The sequence below is a fragment of the Aeromonas sp. 1HA1 genome, from assembly GCF_029237385.1.
Classification (GTDB): Bacteria; Pseudomonadota; Gammaproteobacteria; order Enterobacterales; family Aeromonadaceae; genus Aeromonas; species Aeromonas popoffii.
Map to the genome: position 1 here is coordinate 94,461 of NZ_JAACGC010000005.1, position 21,616 is coordinate 116,076.

The window sequence follows — 21,616 nt, forward strand, 5'->3', positions numbered from 1 at the left end:
TCCGTCTATGCAGGGAATGCGCTTCTCCGTCTTTCTGGGCTCCCGCATGCTGTCCGGACTCGGCGATCAGATCCTCCAGTTTGCCGTACCCCTTCTGGTCTATCGCAGCACGGGGAGCGTCGCCCTCTCCGGGCTGGCCTTCTTCATCGAATGGCTACCCCGCCTCATCTCCCTCCCTCTGGCCGGTGTGTTTGCCGATCGGGTCGGCGGGCGGCGAGTCTACATATTGGCCGACGGCCTGAGGGCGGCGGCCTGTGTCGTCACTGCGCTCATCATGACGCTGTGGCCTGGCAGCGGCATGGCTCCCATCATGGTGATGATGGCGCTATGCGCCTTTTGCTATGCCCAGGCCTTCATTGCCCTCGAGACCACCTTGCCTCAACTGGTCACCCCGGCCGACATGGCCAAGGCCCAGAGCTGGCTGCAGGTCACCAACAACGGGGCCAGCGTGCTCGGCCCCGCCCTGGCAGCCACCCTGCTCATCTGGCTGCCGGCCACCCAGCTGATTTGGGGATGCGCCCTGGGCTTCGCCCTGAGTGCCACCGGGGTGCTGGGACTCACCAGGGGTGCTGCTCCCGCAGCCAGCCCCCTGGCCGGCAACCGGGCCCTGCTGCCCGAGCTTCGGGTCGGGCTCGGCGCTCTGCTGGCCCAGCCCATACTGCTGCGCCTGGTCGGACTCGCCATGCTGGTCAACCTGATCGTCGGTCTGGCGCTCGCCACCGCAGCCCCCATGACCCTTGGACTGTTTGGTCAAAGCGATCAGACCCTGGCCAGCGTCCAGCTCACCATGGGGCTCATCTCCATCGGTGCCTTCCTGCTGATGCCATGGCTGTTGCGCCGGGTCGCCGTCTACTGGATAGGACAGCTCGCCTTCCTGCTGATCCTAGCCGGAGGCCTGATCATGGCCACGGCCCCGAGTTTCGGCTGGTATCTGCTAGGATGCGGTCTCAGCTACGGCCTATGCGGTCTGTTCAATGTCTTTATTCGTACCGAGCGGCTGCATTGGATAGCGGAACAACAGAGGGGAAGGGTGATCAGCCTGATGGTGTTGCTCAATCAGCTCAGCCTGCCCCTGGCCGGGCTTATCATCGCCTTGCTGGGGGACAGAGTCGCAGTGCAGGAGATCTTCCTGATGGCAAGCCTGGTGTGCGCCTTGGGATACCTGCTGCTCTATCGCGCCCTGGCGGATGCCGCCCACACTCGGACACTGCCCGAGCCGACTCAACCGGTGGCGGGCGGCCGCAGGTAGAGATCCCTCTTCCTCACTCAGCCGGCCCCAGTGCTGATGGGCCTGTTGTGGTATGAACCTGCCCAGTAGCCTGACGCGGTCGGGACCAATTCCAAGAGGGACGCTCGGTGCTGGCGAGCCGGGAACCATCACTGGCCTGTTCCCGCTGGGCAACTCGCCTGCCATCAACAACCATCCTGGCTATGACTCGCCCAGACGAGGTGGGCAGACAAGGTGGGTGTCCAAGTTTTAATCCCTCTCACTGAGCCTGGTCTACCATCCATGCCCTTCCCCACTGCCGCAAAAGCCATCAAATACCCCGGACCGGGCCGTCTCTGAGGTTTCAGGGCGTCGGCTCAGGATAGGGCTATGCTATCCATGATAGGGATTCGAATGGAGGTTACATGTTGAAGGCAATTCACAACCGCTCGCTTTTTTTCAGTCAAGCGCTGGGCATATTGATATTCATCGTATTGATATCAATCAGTTTTTTTGGAATGCACTCGGTAAAAAACGCAGCAGACAAGATGGGGGAAGGGAAAGATGTCGTCGCCGACATATTGCCTCCCCCGCTCTATCTTATTGAGTCCCAGCTGCTGGTCTACACCCTGCTGCATGCCACGGCAGATGAACAGGAGAATCTGCTGCAATCCCTCGCCCGCCTGGAGCAGGATTTCAACACCCGCAACCGCTTCTGGCAGGAAAGCGCACTGGATGAAGATCTCAAGCGGAGCCTTCTTGGTGAACAGCGCACACAGGGCGAGCACTTCTGGCAACTCCTCAATGGTCAGTTCATTCCGGCCATCAAGCAGGGCAATCTCGAGCGCGCCACCGCCATAGCGGCTGAACTGCACACTATATACAGGGCCCACCGGGTCGGGGTGGATGCCACCGTCACCCATGGCAACCAATTTGCGACCGCACAGTTGGAACAACTCACCCAGACCACCCGGATGAGCTATTGGTTACTGCTGCTCGCCGCCCTGATGGGATGTACTCTGGTCTTCTGGTTGGGACGGCCAACCCAGCAACGCCTGCTGGAGGCAGGCAAGGCCACCGCCGCCATTGCCGCCGGTGCGCTGAACTGCCCCATGCCAAACCCTGGCAACGATGCGATCGGTGATCTGATCCAACGGATTGGCAGCATGCGGGATCAGCTTTCAACGCTGGTGGCGTCACTGCAGCAGAGCGCCGGCTCGCTGAACGACCAAGCCACCAGCCTGACCACCCTCTCTCGCCAGCATGTCGATGATAGCCAAACCCAAGTGGGGGCGGCCAAGCAGGTTGAGCAGGTCATCGAGCAGCTATATGCCCTGATCCAGGAGGGAGATGCACAGCTGCAGCAGGTCAGCAACCTGACTTCCCAGTCAGAAGCTCACGCCAGTGCCACCCGGCTGGTCATACAAGGGGTGGAGCAAGTAATCCAGGCCCAGGCTCACGGAGTGAAACAGGTCTCTGGCACCATTGCAGACCTGGCCGGGTTATCCCAGCAGATATCCGGCTTGGCGGGGGTAATCCACGGCATCGCCGAACAGACCAACCTGCTGGCGCTCAACGCGGCCATCGAAGCGGCCCGCGCCGGCGAACAGGGGCGTGGCTTCGCCGTGGTTGCCGATGAGGTACGTTCACTGGCCAATCGCACCGGCGAGGCAACGACCGAAATCACCACCATCATCGGCAAGATACAGGATGTCAGCCAGAGAGCTGTGAGTGAAATGGATACCGAACTGACTCGGGTCGAGCAGACGGTAGGGCATGTTGCAGATGCCAAACAGAGCATTACCCGCATCGAGCAGAGCTGTGGCGAAATCTGCCTGCGGATCACCCAGGTCAGCACCCTGATGGGAGAAGAGAAAACACGGATCTACGGGATCAGCGGCAGTATCATTGAAATGTCACAGCTCGCAACCAAGGTCAACGACAACGCACGTCAGGCTGCGGAAGAAGCCGATACCGTGGCCCGACATTCACGAATCCTGACCCAACAGACCCAGCATTTTCACCTCGATACCCCCGCCAACCTCCGCAATTGACCACCTGGGACACGGCTAGCCCCCGTGTCCCGCAATCCTTACCATCAACCAAACCGATAGCATTGGACTCAATGTGGGAATAGGATGCACGGCTTCCATTCACTCATGACGCACAGGAAACAACATGAATCGAAAATGGTCGCTCCCCATCGTGGCACTCGCGGGGGGAGCGTTACTCTGGCTCGGCAACACCTTTGGTATGAAATGGGCCCTGATGGCCCTGATCGGATTCGGCTTCGGCTTCACCCTCTCCTTCAGCCGCTTCGGCATCGTGTTCGGTTGGCGCGAAATGCTGACCAAGCGCAACAGTTACTATGTGCGGGTTCACCTGCTCACCATCGCCATCGAGATCCTGCTGTTCACCGGCCTCCTCTCCTTTAGTCACGCCCTGTTTGGCAATGCCATGGTGGGCAACGTGATGGCCATCGGCATTCCCTTCATCGTCGGCGCCTTCCTGTTCGGCATCGGCATGCAGCTGGCGGGCGTCTGCGCCACCGGCACCCTTTACGGCTGTGGCGAGGGGCAGCCCCGCTTCTGGCTGGTGCTGCTCTGCTACGGCATCGGTACCCTTATCAGCAACCAGTTCCGCCCCACGCTGGATGCCACCTTCACAAGCCATGTGGTATTGGCCAAAGACCTCACCGGCAATCTCTGGAGCGGCATGCTGCTCAACCTGGCGCTGGTCGCCGTGCTCTTCCTGCTGTTTCGCAACAGCGAACTCAAACGCACCGGCGAGCTCAAGCCCCTCTTCAGCGGTGGCAACCTGTTTTGGCGCGACAGCCGCTTCACCGTGCTGACCGGCGGCATTCTCATCGCCCTGCTCAATTCCAGCGTGGTGGCCCTGCACGGCTCGGCATGGACCATCACGGGCGCCGTCTATGACATGGCGCTGCGCGGCGCCTCCCTGTTCGGCCTGTTCGAGGGAAACCCGAAACTGGCCCAACCGCTCTTTATCAATCCCATGGTCGGTATGTTCTGGCTCGGCATCCTGGGGGCCATGCTGGCGCGCTGCATCAGCGGGGGCGGCAACTTCGCCCCGATGCGGCTCGGCAACAGCCTGGCATCCATCATCGGTGGCCTGCTGATGGGGATGGGCGCCATGTACAGCGCATGCAACCTGGGTGGCTTCTTCGATGGTACGGCGTCGGGCAGCCTGCACGGCTGGGTCTGGATGCTGATGGCCCTGGCCGGCAGCCTGATCGGCATTCGCCTGCGGCCGCTGTTCAAGCTCTGATCCTGCATCGCATAAACAACGGGGGGCCAGGCCCCCCGTTCGTGTCTTGGCAACCCCCACTCAGACCCCTTCACTGTTGGCAAAAGGCTCGCGACCCCCTGCCCAAGACAGAAATAATGCCATTTTTCCCTCCTTGCATACGGAGTCAGGCCGGTGCCATGGTCTCGATACGGTGGCGATGCAATCGCACCAGGGGACAACCAAAGTCCAGGTGATAGATGCCCTGCCCACCCCGCGCCCGGTCAACCTGCGCTATTCGGCCAGGAAGTCCATGCCGCTGCGCCTCGGTTGCTGATCGATTACCCCAGCAACCACTGTCATGAGCTGGATCTGCCCTTATGAGAGGCAGGTCAGACCGGGATTACTCCCCGCGCAGCGTCGCCTTGCGCAGATAGACATAGCCCTCGCCCGGGCTGCCCCAACGCTGATGGGCCTCGTTGTCATAAGCCCGGTCCAGCAGCCTGACGCTGTCGGGGCCGATCCAGAGGTACTGCACCAGGGTGCTGGCGCCGCCAAAATTGGTGGCGCAGCTGCCGACCTTGCTGTGACCCGCATACTCCCCCGAGGGTTGGCGGGTCAGCCAGATCTCGCAGCCCTGACGCAGGGAGAGCTGTTGCGGGGTGAGGGAGTTCAGCAGACTGGGATCGCGCCAGGCCCCGGCGAAGTCGACGGCTCTGGGCATGGTCAGTTCGGCCATCAGGATGCGACCATCAGGGACGGGAGAAAAGCGGTAGATACGCTGGCGAAACGGGCGCACCGCCCGCTCGGTCAGGAACTGCTCGGCATAGACCCAGCGAAAGCCCTTGTAGCCGGGCCAGATCTCCACCAACCGCAGCTCGGCACTGGTGAAACGGGTGTCATAAGTGGCCTGCTCCCAGCTGGATAACTCGCCGGAGAACCAGGATAGCAGCGGTTCCATGCTGACCTGTTCCGTTGTCGCCCTGGCCGCTGACGGGCCGGTCGGGATGGCGACAAAGGGGGTGGGCGCCGCCCATACCAGGCAGGTCCAGAGCAGCCCGCACAGGGCCGCCATCAGCGTGACCATCGAATCCTTCCGAATCATTTTCATGGCGGCGATTATATGAGCGAATGGCCGAAATAACCGCAACCTTGATCAAATCCTTGCCGATACATTGAAAAAGCACAGTGTTAGCGAACAGAAGTGACGGCAGCGCCGGGTTCCATGGCCCCGTCACCTGTCGGCACAGAGACGCGTCACTAGGTATGCCCCCACAGATCCCGATTTACCCTTTCCCCGCTTCCGGTGGCACAGGTAGGATGGGCCTTTCGCGTTACTGCCCCCCATAGCGACAAGGAAACCCACGATGAACCGTCACCCCAGCATCAAACACTGGCGCGAGCTGCAAGAAGCGGAACCGGGATGTTACCCCGGCAGCGAGGAGAGGATGTCGCGCGGCTGCGCGCTTGGCAAACACTTCGGTTTTGCCCGCATCGGCATTCACCACGAGATCGTCGAGCCCGGCCATCGCACCAGCTGGCCCCACGCCGAAAAAACCGAGGATGAGTTCGTCCACGTCCTGGAAGGCACGCCCGATGTCTGGCTCGATGGCGTGCTCCATCGGCTGCAACCGGGTGACTCGGTGGGCTTCAAGGCCGGTGACGGGCTGGCCCACACCTTTATCAACAACACCGACCAACCAGTGCGGCTGCTCTGCATCGGCGACACGGTTAGGGAGGACAACCGCATCCACTACGCTGTCCATCCCGAACGCAATATCACCCTCGGCAAGCTGCACTGGAATGATGTGCCCGGGCGCGAACTGGGTGATCACGATGGCTTGCCAGACAAGCTGCGCGAGAGTAACGGCCCCTTCTGATCTGGCGGACATACAGGAATGGCCCCGCGCTGACGACTATCCTTGATGCGGATCTCAACCAGGAGGCGTTGACCATGACGACGGGAACAGTACGACTGCACCGGGTGCTCAAGGCACCGCCGATGCGGGTCTATCGGGCCTTTATCGAGGCGGATGCGCTGGCCAAGTGGCTGCCGCCACACGGCTTCACCTGCCGGGTGGCGCAGTTGGAGGCCAGGGTCGGCGGCCACTTCCGGATGGCGTTTACCAACTTCGGTACAGGTCACAGCCACGCCTTCGGCGGCGAGTATCTCGAGCTCGAACCCGGTAAGCGCATCCGCTACACCGACAGCTTCGACGACCCCGGGCTGCCGGGAGAGATGCGCGTCACCATCAGCCTGACCGGAGTGCTCTGCGGTACCGAGCTTGCCATCGAGCAGGCCGGGATCCCCGAGCTTATCCCGGTGGAGATGTGCTATCTCGGCTGGCAGGAGTCCCTGACCCAGCTGGCCGCCCTGGTCGAACCCGAGATCCCGGCTGAGTAGCCGGGCACGGGCCCGAGCGGGTTGCGCGGGTCCGCCCGCCCAAAAAAGAGAGCCTGCCACATGGCAGGCTCTCTTCATTCCGGCAGCCCTGAGCCTTATTGCAGGTTCAACCCGCCCAGATAGTCCCGCTTGCCGAGATCGACCCCGGCGCGGCGCAGCAGGGCGTAGGCCATGGTGAGGTGGAAGTAGAAATTGGGGATGCCGTATTCATGAATGCAGGTATGGCCATCCATCACCTTGCCACCGGCCCAGTGGGGCACGTAGCGGGCGCTGGCATACTGGCTGTAGTCCGCGTCCAGCTTGCTCTGCAGATAGACGATGGTCCTGGCTATATGGGCGCGCAGATCCGCCATGGTCTTGGGATCATCCCTCATCACCGGCAACTCGCTGTGGCTGGCGGTGGCCACCACGGCCCGTGCCGAATCGCAGCAGATCAACACCTGCTTGCTGAAGGGCAGCATATCGACGATCAGCCGATCGCCGAAGAAGTTCTCCACACTGAACAGCTTCACCTCGGCATGCGCTACGGCCTTGGCCAGGCACTGGTCAAGGTTGGTCAGCATCTTGATAAACTGGGCGGTAATGTCGCGATTCATGAGCACTCTCCATCTTGTTGAAACAGCGGCCCGGATGCGCGGCCACAGTGAATGAGACTGGCTAATCGGCCACCAATATAACGCAACTTTCCATCGGATAACCCTCATTCCCCCATAAAGTCTGGATCTTGCTGCGACAGGAGTTGGCCGACATAAAAGATCGAGTGTCTCATGCTTTTCATTGTGCGTGCCCCTGTCAGATCTACGCCTAAATTTGACCGATGCGTTTTTTGCCATCTGATATGGTTTTATTGGGTTTGCTACGGATATATTTAAGGAGTAAGGCGCAGAATATATTTGTAGCCAACCATATCTAGCTGCCTGATTCAGTAGCGAGATAGTTTTTTATATGCGCCTGTTGATACCAATGAGGGTTAAGCATGTCTTATATCGTGGAAATGACAGCACGGGCACTTGATAACGCTGACTGGACTCACGGAATGCCGGCAGGAAGTGGTTGGCAAGTCGTCAGTAATAAAAATAATGACCCCCAGGATTTCAATCAGGGAGCGGAAGGGAAATATATTTATATCTATTATCAGACTGGCACCAGCGGCAAGGGGGTCGCAGCCATGCGCTTTATTACCGGCAAAGATGCGACTGCTCCTACTGGCTGGCAAAAAGTGGATGTTGATCTTAATGACGGTGCTGGCGGTCAATATATCTATCTGTGCTATCAGAAAAATGCTGATGCTGACTATATCGCAACCTTGCAATCTGGATATGGTGATTCGGTAGAGAGTGCATTCTGCGATTTTGGCCGTAGCGCAGTGGTACTTGCTCAGGATCTGAATGAAGACGCCAAAGGAAAATTCATATATCTTGGATATTACTTCAATTAATCCAGCACCTATTTTATATCGGGAGCCTGCGATATTCTCGCGGGCTTTTTTACCAAAACTGCGCCGTAGCAATGGGGGCAAACGTAGCCCAAGCCAGTCATAGACATGCCGGGGAGCTGGGTGACCGGCAGAAGGTGACCAACCCGCCATGCCCGCTTTTACATCCCATGAATCCCTCTTTGCCCCTTTTTTGATCTGTGACATAAATCACCTTTTTCAGGGGCGTAGTCTGAAAGCCGTTGTCCTGGACACCAGCCAGTGTATCCACCAGGACCCAAGCAAAGGAGAATGTAATGAAGATCTATGACCGGAACCGAAATGTGTTGAACCTGGGTCAGCGCGTCATGATTGCCGCCACTGGCGCCGTCGATTGCCTGAAAGAGGCCCGCACCGACAACATGACCCCCTATCAGGCGGAGCATGAGAAGTGTGTGCTGCTGGCAAACACTCAAGAGCGTTATGCGCCCATCGAGTTGATTAGACTAGGCTGACTCCTACCCCTGTCACCCTACTCTTTACAATTCACCCGGCTCCGTCTGGCGGCCGGGTTTCTGATTCCCCTTCCGGTGTTGCCTTCCTGTTGGCTCAGCGCGCTCAAGCGTGCGGATGCCGATTTCCAGCCATAAAAAGACCCAAACTGAAGGCATCGGTTTGGGTCTGATTATCAGTCCATTGCATGACCGGGGGTCATCAATTGCTACTGGCGTCATCCAGGATCAGCAACTCCGGCTCCACACCACCGACACTGTCAGACAGCGCTGCGGCTGTTAACACCTGACCATTAGCCAGGGTGACCGGCAAGGGGCCAATGACCGGCGTCTTGTCACCTGTCGCCGTGATGGTCACATAGTAATCCCCGGCAGCAATGGCAAGGTACTCACTGGATGCCTTGAAAGGCACTGCGGTGAGCGCTGGTGAAGCACCTGTGATATCCGAACCTGCGGTCAGATAGATATCGACGGCCGGTGCTGTGGGGGCAGCATGAAGCACCCGCAGTTGAGCCTCGGTAGCAACCGAACGCCCGGTATCAGTCAGTAACAGAGGCTCTATCGTTTCGCCGGATGGGGTCAGCAGCTGGCCCACGGCAAACAGGGAGTAACGAGCGCCCGCCTTGAGCGATACATCGCTGGCATTGATCACCTCCGGGGTGGCTGAGCCGGTTGGCGTGACCACAAAGTCATACGCGGCAGCGGCCAGGCCCAGGTACGAGGTGTTGCCCTTATAGGCCAATCCTTGCAGCGGGGCTGCTGTCGGCGCCGCGCCATTTACCCAGATATCGACGGCAGGTGCATCCGCAACGGCATGAACCACTCTCAGCTGTGCCTGCTCATCTGCAGACAAGATGGGCGTGGCGCCATCACTACCGATAGCGAGCAGTTGTACCGGACTTGGCCCCGCCCCGAGGTTATCGATGGCCGCAATCAGCAGGTCGCTGCCCGCGCTGAGGGTCAGTGGTCCTGAGTCATACACAACGGTAACACTGCCAGGCAAGGTCAGCCTGACCTGATATTCACCTGCGGGCAGGGAAAGGGGGTCGCTGTAGGTCTTGAAGGGAATATTGGCCAGCGTCGGGCTGGTCAGTGCGGCCCCCGGAGCCGTGACATGGATGTCGACTGCCGGTGCACCGGGTGCGGCATGCACCACCTGCACGCGAATATCGCCTCCCGTTGGCGTCTGGCTCGGCCGCTCAATCACCAGCGGGCCAAACGCGGTATCACCACTACCAGCCAGTTTGCCGATGGCCAGCACGTCATATTGAGTGTCGGGTTTCAACTCAAGCGACACCGGACCGATGACAGTTGTCGTACCGCCCGGCAAAATGCCATCTACTGCGACGCGGTAGCTACCAGCCTTGAGCGGTTTTAGCCCGCTGCTGGAGCCATAATCAACGGCCGTCAGGAAAGCGGCGCCGTCAACCGTCACATCGACCTTGGGGGCATCAGGGGCCAGATGGCTGATCCTGATGGCGGTATTGGTATTGCTCGTGCTGTTGTCATTATCACTACTCCCGCAGGCTGCCAGGGCGAACCCCATGGCAATGGCGGCCAAACTCTGAATCCATTTCATCTGTTCTATCTCCTTTTGCTCGGTGGCCAAGGAGATATGGCTGTTCGGCGAGATTGGATCACTGCTGGTTGCCTCAATGTTGCCATCGCCCGCGACGCCTTGCTCAGAAAGGTAGGTGTCGCAGATTTCCTGATGGCCTGTCCGCAAGGAGGGTCTGGATTTGACCCCATAGATCCAGAAACTTTTTCCCGCTTAGAGTTGTGATACTCAGAAAGGTGGGTACCCCATATTTCCTATTATGGCAAATGAACGTCGGAAACATTTACTTAATATATAATGTAATACGGGGTACTACTGTGGGTGCCTCCATGGTTAAAGCATCATTCTCCAAAAAAGGTACATTCTATGAAGAAAATACTGCCAGTTGTTTTATTTGCAAGTTTGCTCTTTGCTCTTGATGTTTCAGCTAATTTCACTGGCCCCAGCGTGACAGGGCAGGCCAGCACGGTTCAACAGGTAATGAGTGCTCGTGTTGGGAGTTATGTCACTCTAACGGGGAATATTGTATCTCACCAACGCGAGGAGTATTTCACCTTCCAAGATGATACGGGAACCTTGCGGGTGGAGATAGGTAACACTGTTTGGCGGGGTAGAGATATTAGGCCAGAAACCCGGGTTAAATTGTTTGGTGAAATAGATAGCGGCCCAGCTGGGCGTTATCTGTGGGTAAAATCACTGGATGTGGTGAACTGAATTCATCACCCCGACAGGGGCTATTAACACCTAAGGAAGGTACGAACAAGTGGGTCGCACCTTCCTTAGCTAGACGTGGTTGAGATAGTGGCTGTAATCCTTGTCATCGCTTCCAGTAACGATATTATCAGGCCCCTCATTTTGTACGGCATATTTGGCTTGTCTTCAGGTTGTTATCAACTGATAAGCAGCTTATTTCCTTCGGTTAGTCTAATGGAGACCCATTGGTTCGAATAGCGAAGCGTATTCGGACAGTCATATTGGGACACCCACCTTTTTGCTGGTCGACTGGACAGGGCGAGCCATCAGAACCGACAAACGGGGCCATATTGCGGCTCATCTTGCCCCCATCCTGCAACGACTTGGCCTTGATACTGCGCAATGGTTGCGACAAGTGACGATGTTTCGGCGGCAAGGCATCAGAGCTGTGGGTGACAAGGAGCATTGCCAACTGTTCGCACAGCACTGCGGCCAGCGGCGATGTCATCAGCCGCCTCTTTCAATCGCGAGTCCCCACTTCATATCACATCCCGGCATGTCATCCGATGCCGAGCATGATGTTGCCTGAACAAGAGGCTTTAAAGGCCAGAACCATCACCTTGTTGCTCCCGAGCCGGCTCCCGAGCTAACCATCCGTCACCACATCCCCAATCTGGCTACGGCTTACCCAGAAAGGTGGATGTCCCAGATTTTCTCCCAGATTTTTCGCCGCACCGTCACAGTGCCGCACCTGCTGATTAATTGTTGGAATATTGAATCCCGTCACATCGACGGCGGTTTAAGTGGTTGCCCGGCGACAAAGCCTCATGCGAACCTCTCCTTCCCGTTAACCCACTAAAAACAAACACTATGTTCAGGCAAATAATGATGAGTGCCGCCCTGCTGTCGGCGGTGCTGCTTTCCGGTTGTGCTTCCGTACCCATGGCCGATGCCACCGCAGACGCGCAGGCCAAGCAGTTTGTTGCGCCCAAGGATGCGGCCAACCTCTATATCTATCGCAACGAGACCTACGGCACTGCCGTCAAGATGCCGGTGCTGGTGGATGGCTTTGCCGTAGGCGATACCGTGGCCCACAGCTATATCCTCAAGCAGGTGACGCCGGGCAGTCACACCATCACCTCCAAGTCGGAGATCGATGCCACCCTGACCCTTAGCACCGAGGCGGGTAAAAACTACTACGTCTGGCAGGAGATCAAGATGGGCCTGCTGATGGCCCGCTCCCAGCTGAGTCAGGTCAGTGAAGAAGAAGGCAAGCAAGGGGTGATGGAGAGCAAGCTGGTCAAGTGACCAGATACCTTCGCCTGACAAAGAGGGCGTAGCCTCACCGCTACGCCTCTGTCAAAAAGGTGGGTGTCCCAGATTTTCTTACGCGGGTGGCCGATTGGCCGTATTCCACCTTCCATCGTTACGTGGCGAGCGGCGTCTATCCGCCGGATTGGTGTGGGTCGGTGGATGGGGTGCAGGGGGGATTGGAGTAAACCTCTAACAGGGTTGTTCCGTTGTAAGTGACCGATTACGCGATCGTCCGATTACGCTTCGCTAATCGAACCTACGGCCCTGTCTCTCTCAAAAAGGTGGGTGTCCCAGATTTCGTCGAAAGGCCAGAACCATCACCTTGTTGCTCCCGAGCTAACCATCCGTCACCACATCCCCAATCTGGCTACGGCTTACCCAGAAAGGTGGATGTCCCAGATTCTTTGGAAAGGTGGATGTCCCAGATTCTTTGGAATACCATCTGGTTAAGTCATTCCATTAGGTTGCACCTTTATTTGCATGGTGGTGAAATTGAAAACTAATAAAAATTTAGCTCCGCTTTTAACGGAGAAAACTAAGGATGCTCTTGTTGATATAACGGAAATGGGTTTAGACGAATCTCTATCATTTTTGAGTGATAATGAGGCATTGTTAAAAGAAATCCCAATAATAAAATGGATTATTGCATCAAAGGATTTAAAGCAATCTATTGGTAACATGCTATTTATAAGAAAGTACGCGGCATTTATTGGGCAGGTATATGAAGATGAAGTGGATGGTATAGTATCGGTAGATGCTTTAAGATTTTCTCATGAGATAACAGATAAAATCATTGAAAACACAATCGTCTATATCGAACGTTATCATAACGAATTAAAAGCCAAGCTGTTGGGAAAGCTTTTTATAGAGACGTTCGTGCATAATCATTTTACAACACTTGAATATAACTCTTTAATGTTTAGCATTGAAAGTATTCATCCGGTAGAGGGATTCCCTAGGCTGAAAGATTTTTATAATTACTGGTCAGAAATGGAATCTACAACTAATGAGGCAGAAAAACAAAATATTTGGCAGCGTGGAGCGGACATAGATTATCAACCTCTAATTATGTCTGGATTGTTGACTCTGCCTTCAGGTGCTTCGACGTTTGGTAATTTTGGTGGGGCTTATCTCAACGATAAAGGCGTAAGGTTTTATGAATATGTTGTAAAGGATATTATCACTTCCGAATCGAGGTAACTTAATAGAGCGCTACTCTCTGGAGTAGTCATTGGTCTGAGTAACGCAGCATATTTGATAAGATGTCCGCGATGACTGATATAAAACCCAACCCGGCCTAAGCCGGGTTGGTTGTATCAAAAGACGGCAAAAATCAGAGCGCTTCCAATCTGGCATACGCCGTCACCAGCCACTTGGCGCCGACGTCGTCGAACTGGATCTGCACCCGGCTCTGCTGGCCAACCCCTTCGAAGTTGAGCACTATCCCTTCGCCGAATTTTGGATGGAGCACCCGCTGGCCGAGCTTGATGCCGCTGGCGTCGAAGATCGCGCGCACCTCGTTCTGGCTAAAGCGGCCGTACTGGGTGGGTCTGCTCACCTGGGTGCGCAGCCGGATCTCTTCCAGACACTCGGCAGGGATCTCGCGGATAAAGCGGCTCACGCTGTGCTGCATTTCGCGGCCATAGATGCGGCGACTCTCGGCATAACAGATGTAGAGCTTCTCCATGGCGCGGGTCATGCCCACGTAACAGAGGCGCCGCTCTTCCTGCAACCGGCCCGACTCCTCGGCAGATTGCGGGCTGGGGAACATCCCTTCTTCGACGCCGACCAGCAGCACCAGCGGGAACTCCAGCCCCTTGGCGCTGTGCAATGTCATCAGCTGCACAGCATCGGCATATTCGTCCGCCTGATTCTCGCCGGATTCCAGCGCAGCATGGGCGAGGAAGGCGGAGAGATCGCTCATATCCTCCAGCTCGTCCGGGCGCTGGTATTGGCGGCAGGCGGTGACCAGTTCGTCCAGGTTCTCTACCCGCGCCTGGGATTTCTCGCCCTTTTCCGCCAGATACATCGCCTTGAGGCCGGAATTCTGGATGGCGATATCCGCCTGCTGGTGCAGCGGCAGCATGCCGACCTGCTCTTCCAGTGCATCAATGAGATCGACAAAGCCGCGCACCGCATTGCCGGCGCGACCGGTCAGCACCTTGTCATTGAGCAGCCCCTTGGCCGATTGCCACAGGTTGAGCCCCTGATCGCGGGCGTTGCCGCGCAGGATCTCGAGGGTGCGATCGCCGATGCCGCGGGTCGGGGTGTTGACCACCCGCTCGAAGCTGGCGTCGTCGCCACGGTTGTTGATAAGCCGCAGGTAGGCCATGGCGTCCTTGATCTCTTGCCGCTCGAAGAAGCGCAGGCCGCCGTAGATGCGATACGGCATGGCGTCCTGCATCAGCGCCTCTTCCAGCACCCGCGACTGGGCGTTGGAGCGATAGAGGATGGCGCAGTCGGCCAAGAGGCCGCCCTTTTCCTTCCAATCCTTGAGGCGGCCGACCACGAAGCGCGCTTCGTCCACCTCGTTGAAGGCGGCATACAGCGAAATCGGGTCGCCCTCGGCCCCCTCGGTCCACAGCTCCTTGCCAAGGCGCTCGGCGTTGTTGGCGATGACGCTGTTGGCCGCTTTCAGGATATTGGCGGTGGAGCGGTAGTTCTGCTCCAGGCGAATGGTTTCGGCCCCCTCATAGTCGGTCAGGAAGCGCTGGATGTTCTCAATCTTGGCGCCGCGCCAGCCGTAGATGGACTGGTCATCGTCGCCGACGATCATCACCTTGCCGCTGTTGCCCGCCAGCATCCGTAGCCATGCGTACTGGATGCCGTTGGTATCCTGAAACTCGTCCACCAGTATGTTCTGGAAGCGGTCGCGGTAGTGCTCAAGGATGTGCGGCCGGTTGAGCCACAGCTCGTGGGCGCGCAGCAGCAGCTCGGCAAAATCCACCAGCCCGGAGCGATCGCAGGTCTCCTGATAGGTCTTGTAGATCTGCTGATAGGTGCGGGTGACGGGGTCGCCGTAGAGGTCGATGTCGCCGGGGCGCAAGCCCTCGTCCTTCTTGCCGTTGATGTAGCCCATCACGGCGCGCGGGGCCCAGTGCTTCTCATCGAGGTTGAGCGCCTTGATGACGCGGCGGATGAGGCGGTACTGGTCGTCGGAGTCGAGGATCTGGAAATCCTGCGGCAGCCCCGCATCCAGATGGTGGGCGCGCAGCAGGCGGTGGGCGATGCCGTGGAAGGTGCCGATCCACATGCCGCGCTGCATGCTGCCCAACACCTTCTCGACCCGGCCGCGCATCTCGGCCGCCGCCTTGTTGGTAAAGGTGACCGCGATGATGGAGAAGGGTGAACAGCGTTCCACCTGCATCAGCCAGGCAATGCGGTGCACCAGCACCCGGGTCTTGCCCGAACCGGCTCCGGCCAGCACCAGCAGATTGCTACGGGGCGCCGCAACGGCATCTCTTTGCTTGTCGTTGAGCCCGTCGAGCAGGGTTGAAACGTCCATCACCACTCCTGTTTATTTATACAGGCGGGGATTATACGGCCTGTGGCGCCACAGACCAAATCGGCGTGAACGAGCAGCGCGACTCTGGATGTCAGGCCTGCGTCGGGAGGTGCCAACATGGACGCAGAACACAAAAGAGCTCCAATGGAAGCTATCCCTTGGCCGGCATGACGAAAACGATTGCTTATAACCATATGAATATAAAAACAAATGTCATTTGACACCCAGTTGTTTCAGAATTTAAATCTGAAAACAGGTATTAAAACAACCACTTATAAATTTATCCGCTTATCTTTCAAACCGTTACCGCAAACGTTTTTCCCTTATCATTTGCTTGACCCGCATCGGGGCTGACTTAGAGTAACCCTGCGTGCTAGATAGCCTGCCCAAGTAGGCAAGTTCCCTCACTTAATAACAATCAAGGATACGATCGTGACTAAAGTGCTCAAGCTGGCCACCGTTGCCACTCTCACTCTCGCAGCTCTCTCTGCTCAGGCTGCTTCCCAGCCCGCCGTCATCTACGACACCGCAGGCAAATTCGACAAGTCATTCAACGAAGCCGTGTTCCGTAATGGCGTCGAAGTCTATAACAAGGACAAAGGGGTCAAGGTCAAGGAGTTCGAACCCCAGAACGAAGCCCAGCGTGAGCAGGGTTTGCGTCGTCTGGCCAGCCGTGGCAACGGCCCGATCGTCGCCGTCGGATTCAACATGGGTTCGGCCGTCGAGAAAGTCGCGACCGAATTCCCGAACACCCAGTTCACCATCATCGACATGGTGGTCGACAAGCCAAACGTGCAGTCCCTCATCTTCAAGGAGCATGAAGGCTCTTTCCTGGTGGGTGCGCTGGCAGCCATCGCCTCCAAGAACGACAAGGTCGGCTTCGTGGGTGGCATGGATATCCCGCTGATCCGCAAGTTCCAGTGCGGCTACGAGCAAGGTGCCAAGTACGTCAATCCGAAGATCGAAGTGTTCCAGAACATGACCGGCTCCACCCCGTCGGCGTTTGCTGACCCGGCCAAGGGTGCAGAGCTGGCCAAGTCCCAGTTCGCCAAGGGCGTCGACGTGGTTTACGCCGCTGCCGGCGGTACCGGTATCGGTGTTTACCAGGCAGCCAAGGATGAAGGCAAGTTCGCCATCGGCGTGGATTCCAACCAGAACCACCTGCAACCGGGCACCATGCTGACCTCCATGGTCAAATCCGTGGGTCTGGCCGCTTATCAGACCTGGGATGACGCCGCCAAGGGCACCTGGCAACCGGGTATCAGGAACCTGGGCCTGGCCGAGGGCGGTGTGGATTGGGCACTCGACAAAGACAACGAGAAGCTGATCACGCCCGAGATGAAAGCCAAGGTGGATGCCATCAAGGCCGACATCATCTCCGGCAAGATCAATGTTCATGACTACATGAGCGACAACAGCTGCAAATACTGATTAACCGCTACGACTCTCAGCCCAACGACCGGCCCGTAGGGGCCGGTTTTTAGTCTCTCTTCATGACCCGCAAGGACTGCATCATGGACCAGACAGATCGCTATGCCATCGAATTAAGGGGTATCGATAAGCGGTTCGGCGACGTGTACGCCAACAAGCAGATCGACCTTAAGGTTCAAAAAGGCAGTATTCACGGTATCGTCGGCGAGAATGGTGCCGGCAAATCGACGCTGATGAGCATCATCTACGGTTTCTACCACGCCGACAGCGGCGAGATGTTCATCGACGGCCACCCTTTCAAACCCCATGGCTCACAAGATGCGATCACCGCAGGTGTAGGCATGGTGCACCAGCACTTTATGCTGGTGAACAATTTCACCGTGCTGGAGAACGTCATCCTTGGCGCGGAAAACGGCTGGCACCTGGGCCAGAGCCTGGCAGCGGCCGAGAAGCTGCTCGGCGAGCTGGCGCGGGACTATGGTCTCGATGTGCCGCTGCACGAGAAAGTCGAAGACCTGCCGGTGGGCCTGCAACAGCGGGTCGAGATCCTCAAGGCGCTCTATCGCGGTGCCCGCATCCTGATCCTCGATGAGCCGACCGGGGTACTGACCCCGCAAGAGGCGGATCACCTGTTCGAGGTGCTGAAAAAGCTGCGGGATCAGGGCGCGACCATCATCCTCATCACCCACAAGCTGCGGGAGATCCTGGCCATTACCGATCAGGTCTCCATCATGCGCCGGGGCGAGATGGTGGCCCACGTCGCCACCAAGGATACCGACAAGGAGCAGCTGGCCGAGCTCATGGTGGGCCGCAAGGTGCGCCTCAAGGTCGACAAGGGCCCGACCCAGCCGGGCGAGGCCAAGCTCAAGGTCAACGGGCTCAGTTACTTCGACGATGCCAAGGTGGAGCGGGTCAAATCCGTCAGCTTCGAGGTGCGGGCCGGGGAAGTGGTCGGCATCGCTGGCGTCTCAGGCAACGGCCAGTCCGAGCTGCTCAGCCTGCTCGGCGGCATCATCAAGCCCAGCAAGGGCAGCTTTACCATCACAGGCAATGGTCAGACGCACGAGGTGAGCGTGGCGCATCCGGCTGATCCCGAGCGGGTGCGCAACTACGGCCTCGGCCATGTGCCGGAAGACAGGCACAAGATGGGGCTGATCAACCGCTTCGAGGCGCAAGAGGCCTTCATCCTGGGTTATCACCGCCGTCCCCAGTACAACAAGGGCTGGCTGCAGAACAGGGAGGCGATCCTGCAGGATTGCCAAGCCAAGATGGACAAGTGGGACGTGCGCCCGCCCCATCCCGACCACAAGACGGCCAACTTCTCCGGTGGCAACCAGCAGAAACTGGTGATCGCCCGGGAAGTGGAGCAGAACCCGGATGTGCTGCTGATCGGCCAGCCGACCCGCGGGGTCGATATCGGCGCCATCGAGTACATCCACCAGCAGATCATCGCCATGCGCGACAAGGGCAAGGCCGTGCTGCTGGTGTCGGTGGAGCTGGATGAGATCATGAGTCTGTCTGACCGGATCCTGGTGATTGCCGATGGCCGCATCGTTGGCGAGCTGGATGCTGCCAAGGCGGATGAACGCACCATAGGACTGATGATGGCGAACATAGTGCCGGACGACGTTGCTGCTCTGTCTGGCGTAGCCAAGGAGGCTCGCTCATGAGCCAAACACGTATCCCTGCCTGGATCTCTGTGGGCGTGCTGCCCGCGCTCAACATACTGCTGGCCTTCCTGGTGTCGGCCATCCTGTTCTACTACCTCGACATCAACCCGGTCGATGCCGCCCAGATCATGTGGTACGGCGCCTTCGGCACGGGCGAAGGGGTCGGTTTCACCCTCTACTACGCGACCGGCTTCATCTTCACCGGTCTGTCGGTAGCGGTCGCCTTCCACGCCGGTCTGTTCAACATCGGTGGTGAAGGTCAGGCCTATATCGGCGGCCTCGGCGTCGGCCTGGTCTGCCTGCTGCTCGGCGACTCGCTGCCGTTTGCGCTGCTGTTGCCGCTGGCCATCATCGCCGGCGGTCTGTTCGGTGCGGCCTGGGCCTTTATTCCGGCCTGGCTGCAAGCCAAACGCGGCAGCCACATCGTCATCACCACCATCATGTTCAACTTCATCGCCGCCTCCCTGATGGCCTACCTGCTGGTCGAGGTGTTCAAACCGGCGGGATCCATGGCGACCGAGAGCAAGGTGTTTGCCGAGACAAGCTGGTTGCCCAAGGTCAGCGAGCTGGCGAGCAGTGTCGGCATGGAGATACCCAACAGCCCGCTCAACATCAGCTTCTTCTGGGCGCTGATCTGTGCGGCCCTGGTGTGGGTTTTTATCTGGCATACCCACTGGGGCTACGAGATCCGCTCGGTCGGGGCCAGCCAAAGCGCCTCCGCCTACGCCGGTATCTCCTATCCCAAGGTGGTGATCCTGGCCATGGTGATCTCCGGCATGCTGTCGGGCTTCTTCGCCCTCAACGTGCTGCAGGGTGAACTGCACCAGATCAAGCTCAACTTCGTGGAAGGCTTCGGCTTCACCGGTATTGCGGTGGCGCTGATGGGGCGCAACCACCCGGTCGGCGTCATCATCGCCAGCCTGCTGTTTGGCTTCCTCTATCAGGGGGGCGCCGAGCTCAGCTTCGAGTTCGGGGTCGACCGCAACATAGTGGTGGTGCTGCAGGGTCTGGTGATCCTGTTCTGTGGCGCCCTTGAGCACATGATGCGTCCGCGCGTCGAGCAGCTCTATCTGGCGTTTGCCAACCGCTCATCCGCGCAAGCCAAGGGAGCCTGATCATGTTTGAAACTCTGATCCTGATGCTGGATGCCACCATACGAACCGCACCACCGCTGATCCTGGCCGCCATGGCGGGCATGTTTTGTGAACGCTCCGGTGTGGTCAACATAGCGCTGGAAGGCAAATTGCTGGCGGCGGCGTTCGCCAGCGGCGCGGCGGCGGCTGTCTCCGGTTCTGCCTGGAGTGGGCTGGGTGCGGGTATGGGCGTCTCCATACTGTTCGCCCTGATGCACGGCTTTGCCACCATCACCCACAGGGGTGATCAGGTGGTAAGCGGCATGGCCATCAACATTCTGGCGGCCGGTCTGACCGTCACCCTGGGCCGTTACTGGTTCGATCAGGGTGGCCAGACCCCGGCACTCTCCGGTGCGGCCCGCTTCGCCCCCATCGATCTGCCCTACGCCAGGGAGCTGTGGGATGTGCCGGTGATTGGCCAGCTCTACAGCGAGCTGCTCAGCGGCCACTCCCTGCTGGAATACGTGGCGTTTGCCGCCGTGCCCCTGGCCTGGTGGGTGATGTTTCGCACCCGCTTCGGTCTGCGTCTGCGTGCCGTGGGCGAGGCACCAGCGGCGGTCGATACCGCCGGTATTTCCGTGGTGCGGATGCGTTATACCGCGCTCATCATAGGTGGTCTGCTGGCTGGCATCGGTGGCACCTATCTGGCGGTGGCCCAGACGGCTCAGTTCATCCCCAACATGAGTGCAGGCAAGGGCTTTATGGCACTGGCAGCGCTGGTGTTCGGCAAGTGGCGTCCCTGGAATGCACTGGCGGCATGTCTGCTGTTCGGCTTCCTCGATGCTGTCGCCATCCGCCTGCAAGGTGTCAGCATAGGTAGCTTCGCCATTCCGGTGCAGGCCATCGAGGCCTTGCCCTACATACTGACGGTATTCCTGCTGGCCGGCTTCATCGGCAAGGCGGTGGCACCCAAGGCGCTCGGTACCCCTTACGTCAAGGAGCGGGAGTGATCTCCTTGCTACCGGCAAGCCCCTTCTGGCGGGCCCCAGTGTACTGATACCCGCCAGGCCGACTAACCCAATAGAAATAACCCGCTCTGTTGCAAAGAGCGGGTTATTTCATAATGGGCGAGACGTCTTAGCCCAGTGTGCATGAGCAGAGCCAGTTGTTGGCTAGAACCATGCCTTTTTATTGATGATGTAAGTTTGCTCAAACTCTTCATCGGATTTAGAGATGTAAATAACAAACTCGATGAAAGCAATAAGCCCGATAATGACAGAGGGCAAACCAAGTAGAATAAAACCAAACAAGAAAATCAGCAGCATGAACACACCCTGCTTGGTGTAACCAAGATAAAACTTGTGTGCACCGAAGGCGCCCAGGAAAAACGCAAACAACGCTGCTGCCACTTTTTTAGATGCGCCAACCGTGGAGGCGATGGCGTAAATAGCCTGTGTGCCTGGAGCCTGTAAATCCAATTGTGTAACCGCCCACGAATAAGTAACTTTTTCAAAAGGATACCTTCGTGGGTAAGCAAATGGACCAAGACAAACTCAAAGCACTCGCCGCTGAGCTGGCAAAAGACATCA

19 protein-coding genes are annotated in these 21,616 nt (G+C 58.0%); 14 read left to right on the forward strand and 5 right to left on the reverse strand.

Translation table 11 applies throughout. The annotated features are described in order from the left end of the window. The first annotated feature begins 7 nt into the window (after positions 1-7). The 3 genes from GWQ22_RS03115 to GWQ22_RS03125 all read left to right on the forward strand — a co-directional run bounded on the left by GWQ22_RS03115 (position 8) and on the right by GWQ22_RS03125 (position 4,495). Positions 8-1,249: an MFS transporter gene (locus GWQ22_RS03115; protein WP_275929432.1), complete on the forward strand. Its 1,242-nt coding sequence runs from the start codon at positions 8-10 to the stop codon at positions 1,247-1,249. Between the two features lie 476 nt (positions 1,250-1,725). Beyond that, entirely contained in the window at positions 1,726-3,261 is a 1,536-nt protein-coding gene (locus GWQ22_RS03120; RefSeq protein WP_275929433.1) for a methyl-accepting chemotaxis protein, read from the forward strand. Positions 3,262-3,385: 124 nt separating this feature from the next. After that, on the forward strand, positions 3,386-4,495 hold the full coding sequence (locus GWQ22_RS03125) for a YeeE/YedE thiosulfate transporter family protein (RefSeq protein WP_244462995.1): 1,110 nt from the start codon (positions 3,386-3,388) through the stop codon (positions 4,493-4,495). A gap of 361 nt (positions 4,496-4,856) precedes the next feature. On the opposite strand, the gene GWQ22_RS03130 is transcribed toward GWQ22_RS03125, so the two are convergent. Beyond that, positions 4,857-5,540 (reverse strand): chromophore lyase CpcT/CpeT, encoded by a 684-nt coding sequence (locus GWQ22_RS03130; RefSeq protein ID WP_181364842.1) that lies wholly within the window; start codon positions 5,538-5,540, stop codon positions 4,857-4,859. Positions 5,541-5,820: 280 nt separating this feature from the next. Between GWQ22_RS03130 and GWQ22_RS03135 the strand changes: the two genes are divergently transcribed. Beyond that, a complete protein-coding gene (locus tag GWQ22_RS03135) occupies positions 5,821-6,333 on the forward strand; it encodes a cupin domain-containing protein (protein ID WP_275929434.1) in 513 nt (170 codons plus the stop codon). Between the two features lie 74 nt (positions 6,334-6,407). Then, positions 6,408-6,857 (forward strand): SRPBCC family protein, encoded by a 450-nt coding sequence (locus GWQ22_RS03140; protein ID WP_275929435.1) that lies wholly within the window; start codon positions 6,408-6,410, stop codon positions 6,855-6,857. Positions 6,858-6,952: 95 nt separating this feature from the next. On the opposite strand, the gene GWQ22_RS03145 is transcribed toward GWQ22_RS03140, so the two are convergent. After that, complete coding sequence (locus GWQ22_RS03145; protein WP_042033965.1) at positions 6,953-7,453, reverse strand: DUF1993 domain-containing protein; 501 nt, start codon at positions 7,451-7,453, stop codon at positions 6,953-6,955. 380 nt (positions 7,454-7,833) lie between these two features. On the opposite strand from GWQ22_RS03145, the gene GWQ22_RS03150 reads away from it, so the two are divergent. Both GWQ22_RS03150 and ydfZ read left to right on the forward strand, forming a co-directional pair. After that, the gene (locus GWQ22_RS03150; protein WP_052449290.1) at positions 7,834-8,295 is read left to right on the forward strand and encodes a hypothetical protein; all 462 of its coding nucleotides are present in this window, start codon (positions 7,834-7,836) and stop codon (positions 8,293-8,295) included. Between the two features lie 293 nt (positions 8,296-8,588). Continuing rightward, complete coding sequence (gene ydfZ / locus GWQ22_RS03155; protein ID WP_042033966.1) at positions 8,589-8,786, forward strand: putative selenium delivery protein YdfZ; 198 nt, start codon at positions 8,589-8,591, stop codon at positions 8,784-8,786. A gap of 199 nt (positions 8,787-8,985) precedes the next feature. Here ydfZ and GWQ22_RS03160 read toward each other — a convergent pair whose 3' ends face one another. Further along, on the reverse strand, positions 8,986-10,362 hold the full coding sequence (locus tag GWQ22_RS03160; protein ID WP_275929436.1) for a DUF4397 domain-containing protein: 1,377 nt from the start codon (positions 10,360-10,362) through the stop codon (positions 8,986-8,988). Positions 10,363-10,707: 345 nt separating this feature from the next. Here GWQ22_RS03160 and GWQ22_RS03165 point away from each other — a divergent pair, with 345 nt between their 5' ends. From GWQ22_RS03165 to GWQ22_RS03180, 3 genes are all read left to right on the forward strand, one after another. Further along, complete coding sequence (locus GWQ22_RS03165; RefSeq protein WP_275929437.1) at positions 10,708-11,055, forward strand: NirD/YgiW/YdeI family stress tolerance protein; 348 nt, start codon at positions 10,708-10,710, stop codon at positions 11,053-11,055. Between the two features lie 849 nt (positions 11,056-11,904). Continuing rightward, entirely contained in the window at positions 11,905-12,342 is a 438-nt protein-coding gene (locus GWQ22_RS03175; protein WP_212514050.1) for a DUF2846 domain-containing protein, read from the forward strand. 498 nt (positions 12,343-12,840) lie between these two features. Then, complete coding sequence (locus tag GWQ22_RS03180) at positions 12,841-13,548, forward strand: hypothetical protein (RefSeq protein WP_275929438.1); 708 nt, start codon at positions 12,841-12,843, stop codon at positions 13,546-13,548. Positions 13,549-13,681: 133 nt separating this feature from the next. Here GWQ22_RS03180 and uvrD read toward each other — a convergent pair whose 3' ends face one another. After that, the gene (uvrD, locus tag GWQ22_RS03185; RefSeq protein ID WP_275929439.1) at positions 13,682-15,853 is read right to left on the reverse strand and encodes a DNA helicase II; all 2,172 of its coding nucleotides are present in this window, start codon (positions 15,851-15,853) and stop codon (positions 13,682-13,684) included. 432 nt (positions 15,854-16,285) lie between these two features. Between uvrD and GWQ22_RS03190 the strand changes: the two genes are divergently transcribed. From GWQ22_RS03190 to GWQ22_RS03205, 4 genes are all read left to right on the forward strand, one after another. After that, positions 16,286-17,284, forward strand: a complete 999-nt coding sequence (locus tag GWQ22_RS03190) for a BMP family ABC transporter substrate-binding protein (RefSeq protein WP_108537565.1) — start codon at positions 16,286-16,288, stop codon at positions 17,282-17,284. Positions 17,285-17,367: 83 nt separating this feature from the next. Next, a complete protein-coding gene (locus GWQ22_RS03195; RefSeq protein ID WP_212514055.1) occupies positions 17,368-18,954 on the forward strand; it encodes an ABC transporter ATP-binding protein in 1,587 nt (528 codons plus the stop codon). Next, the gene (locus GWQ22_RS03200; protein ID WP_275929440.1) at positions 18,951-20,069 is read left to right on the forward strand and encodes an ABC transporter permease; all 1,119 of its coding nucleotides are present in this window, start codon (positions 18,951-18,953) and stop codon (positions 20,067-20,069) included. Before GWQ22_RS03195 ends, GWQ22_RS03200 begins: the two co-directional genes overlap by 4 nt. Before the next feature lie 2 nt (positions 20,070-20,071). After that, the gene (locus GWQ22_RS03205; RefSeq protein WP_275929441.1) at positions 20,072-21,037 is read left to right on the forward strand and encodes an ABC transporter permease; all 966 of its coding nucleotides are present in this window, start codon (positions 20,072-20,074) and stop codon (positions 21,035-21,037) included. 162 nt (positions 21,038-21,199) lie between these two features. On the opposite strand, the gene GWQ22_RS03210 is transcribed toward GWQ22_RS03205, so the two are convergent. After that, positions 21,200-21,505, reverse strand: coding sequence for a TM2 domain-containing protein (locus tag GWQ22_RS03210; RefSeq protein ID WP_275929442.1), 306 nt, complete (start codon positions 21,503-21,505; stop codon positions 21,200-21,202). Positions 21,506-21,616: the final 111 nt, after the last annotated feature.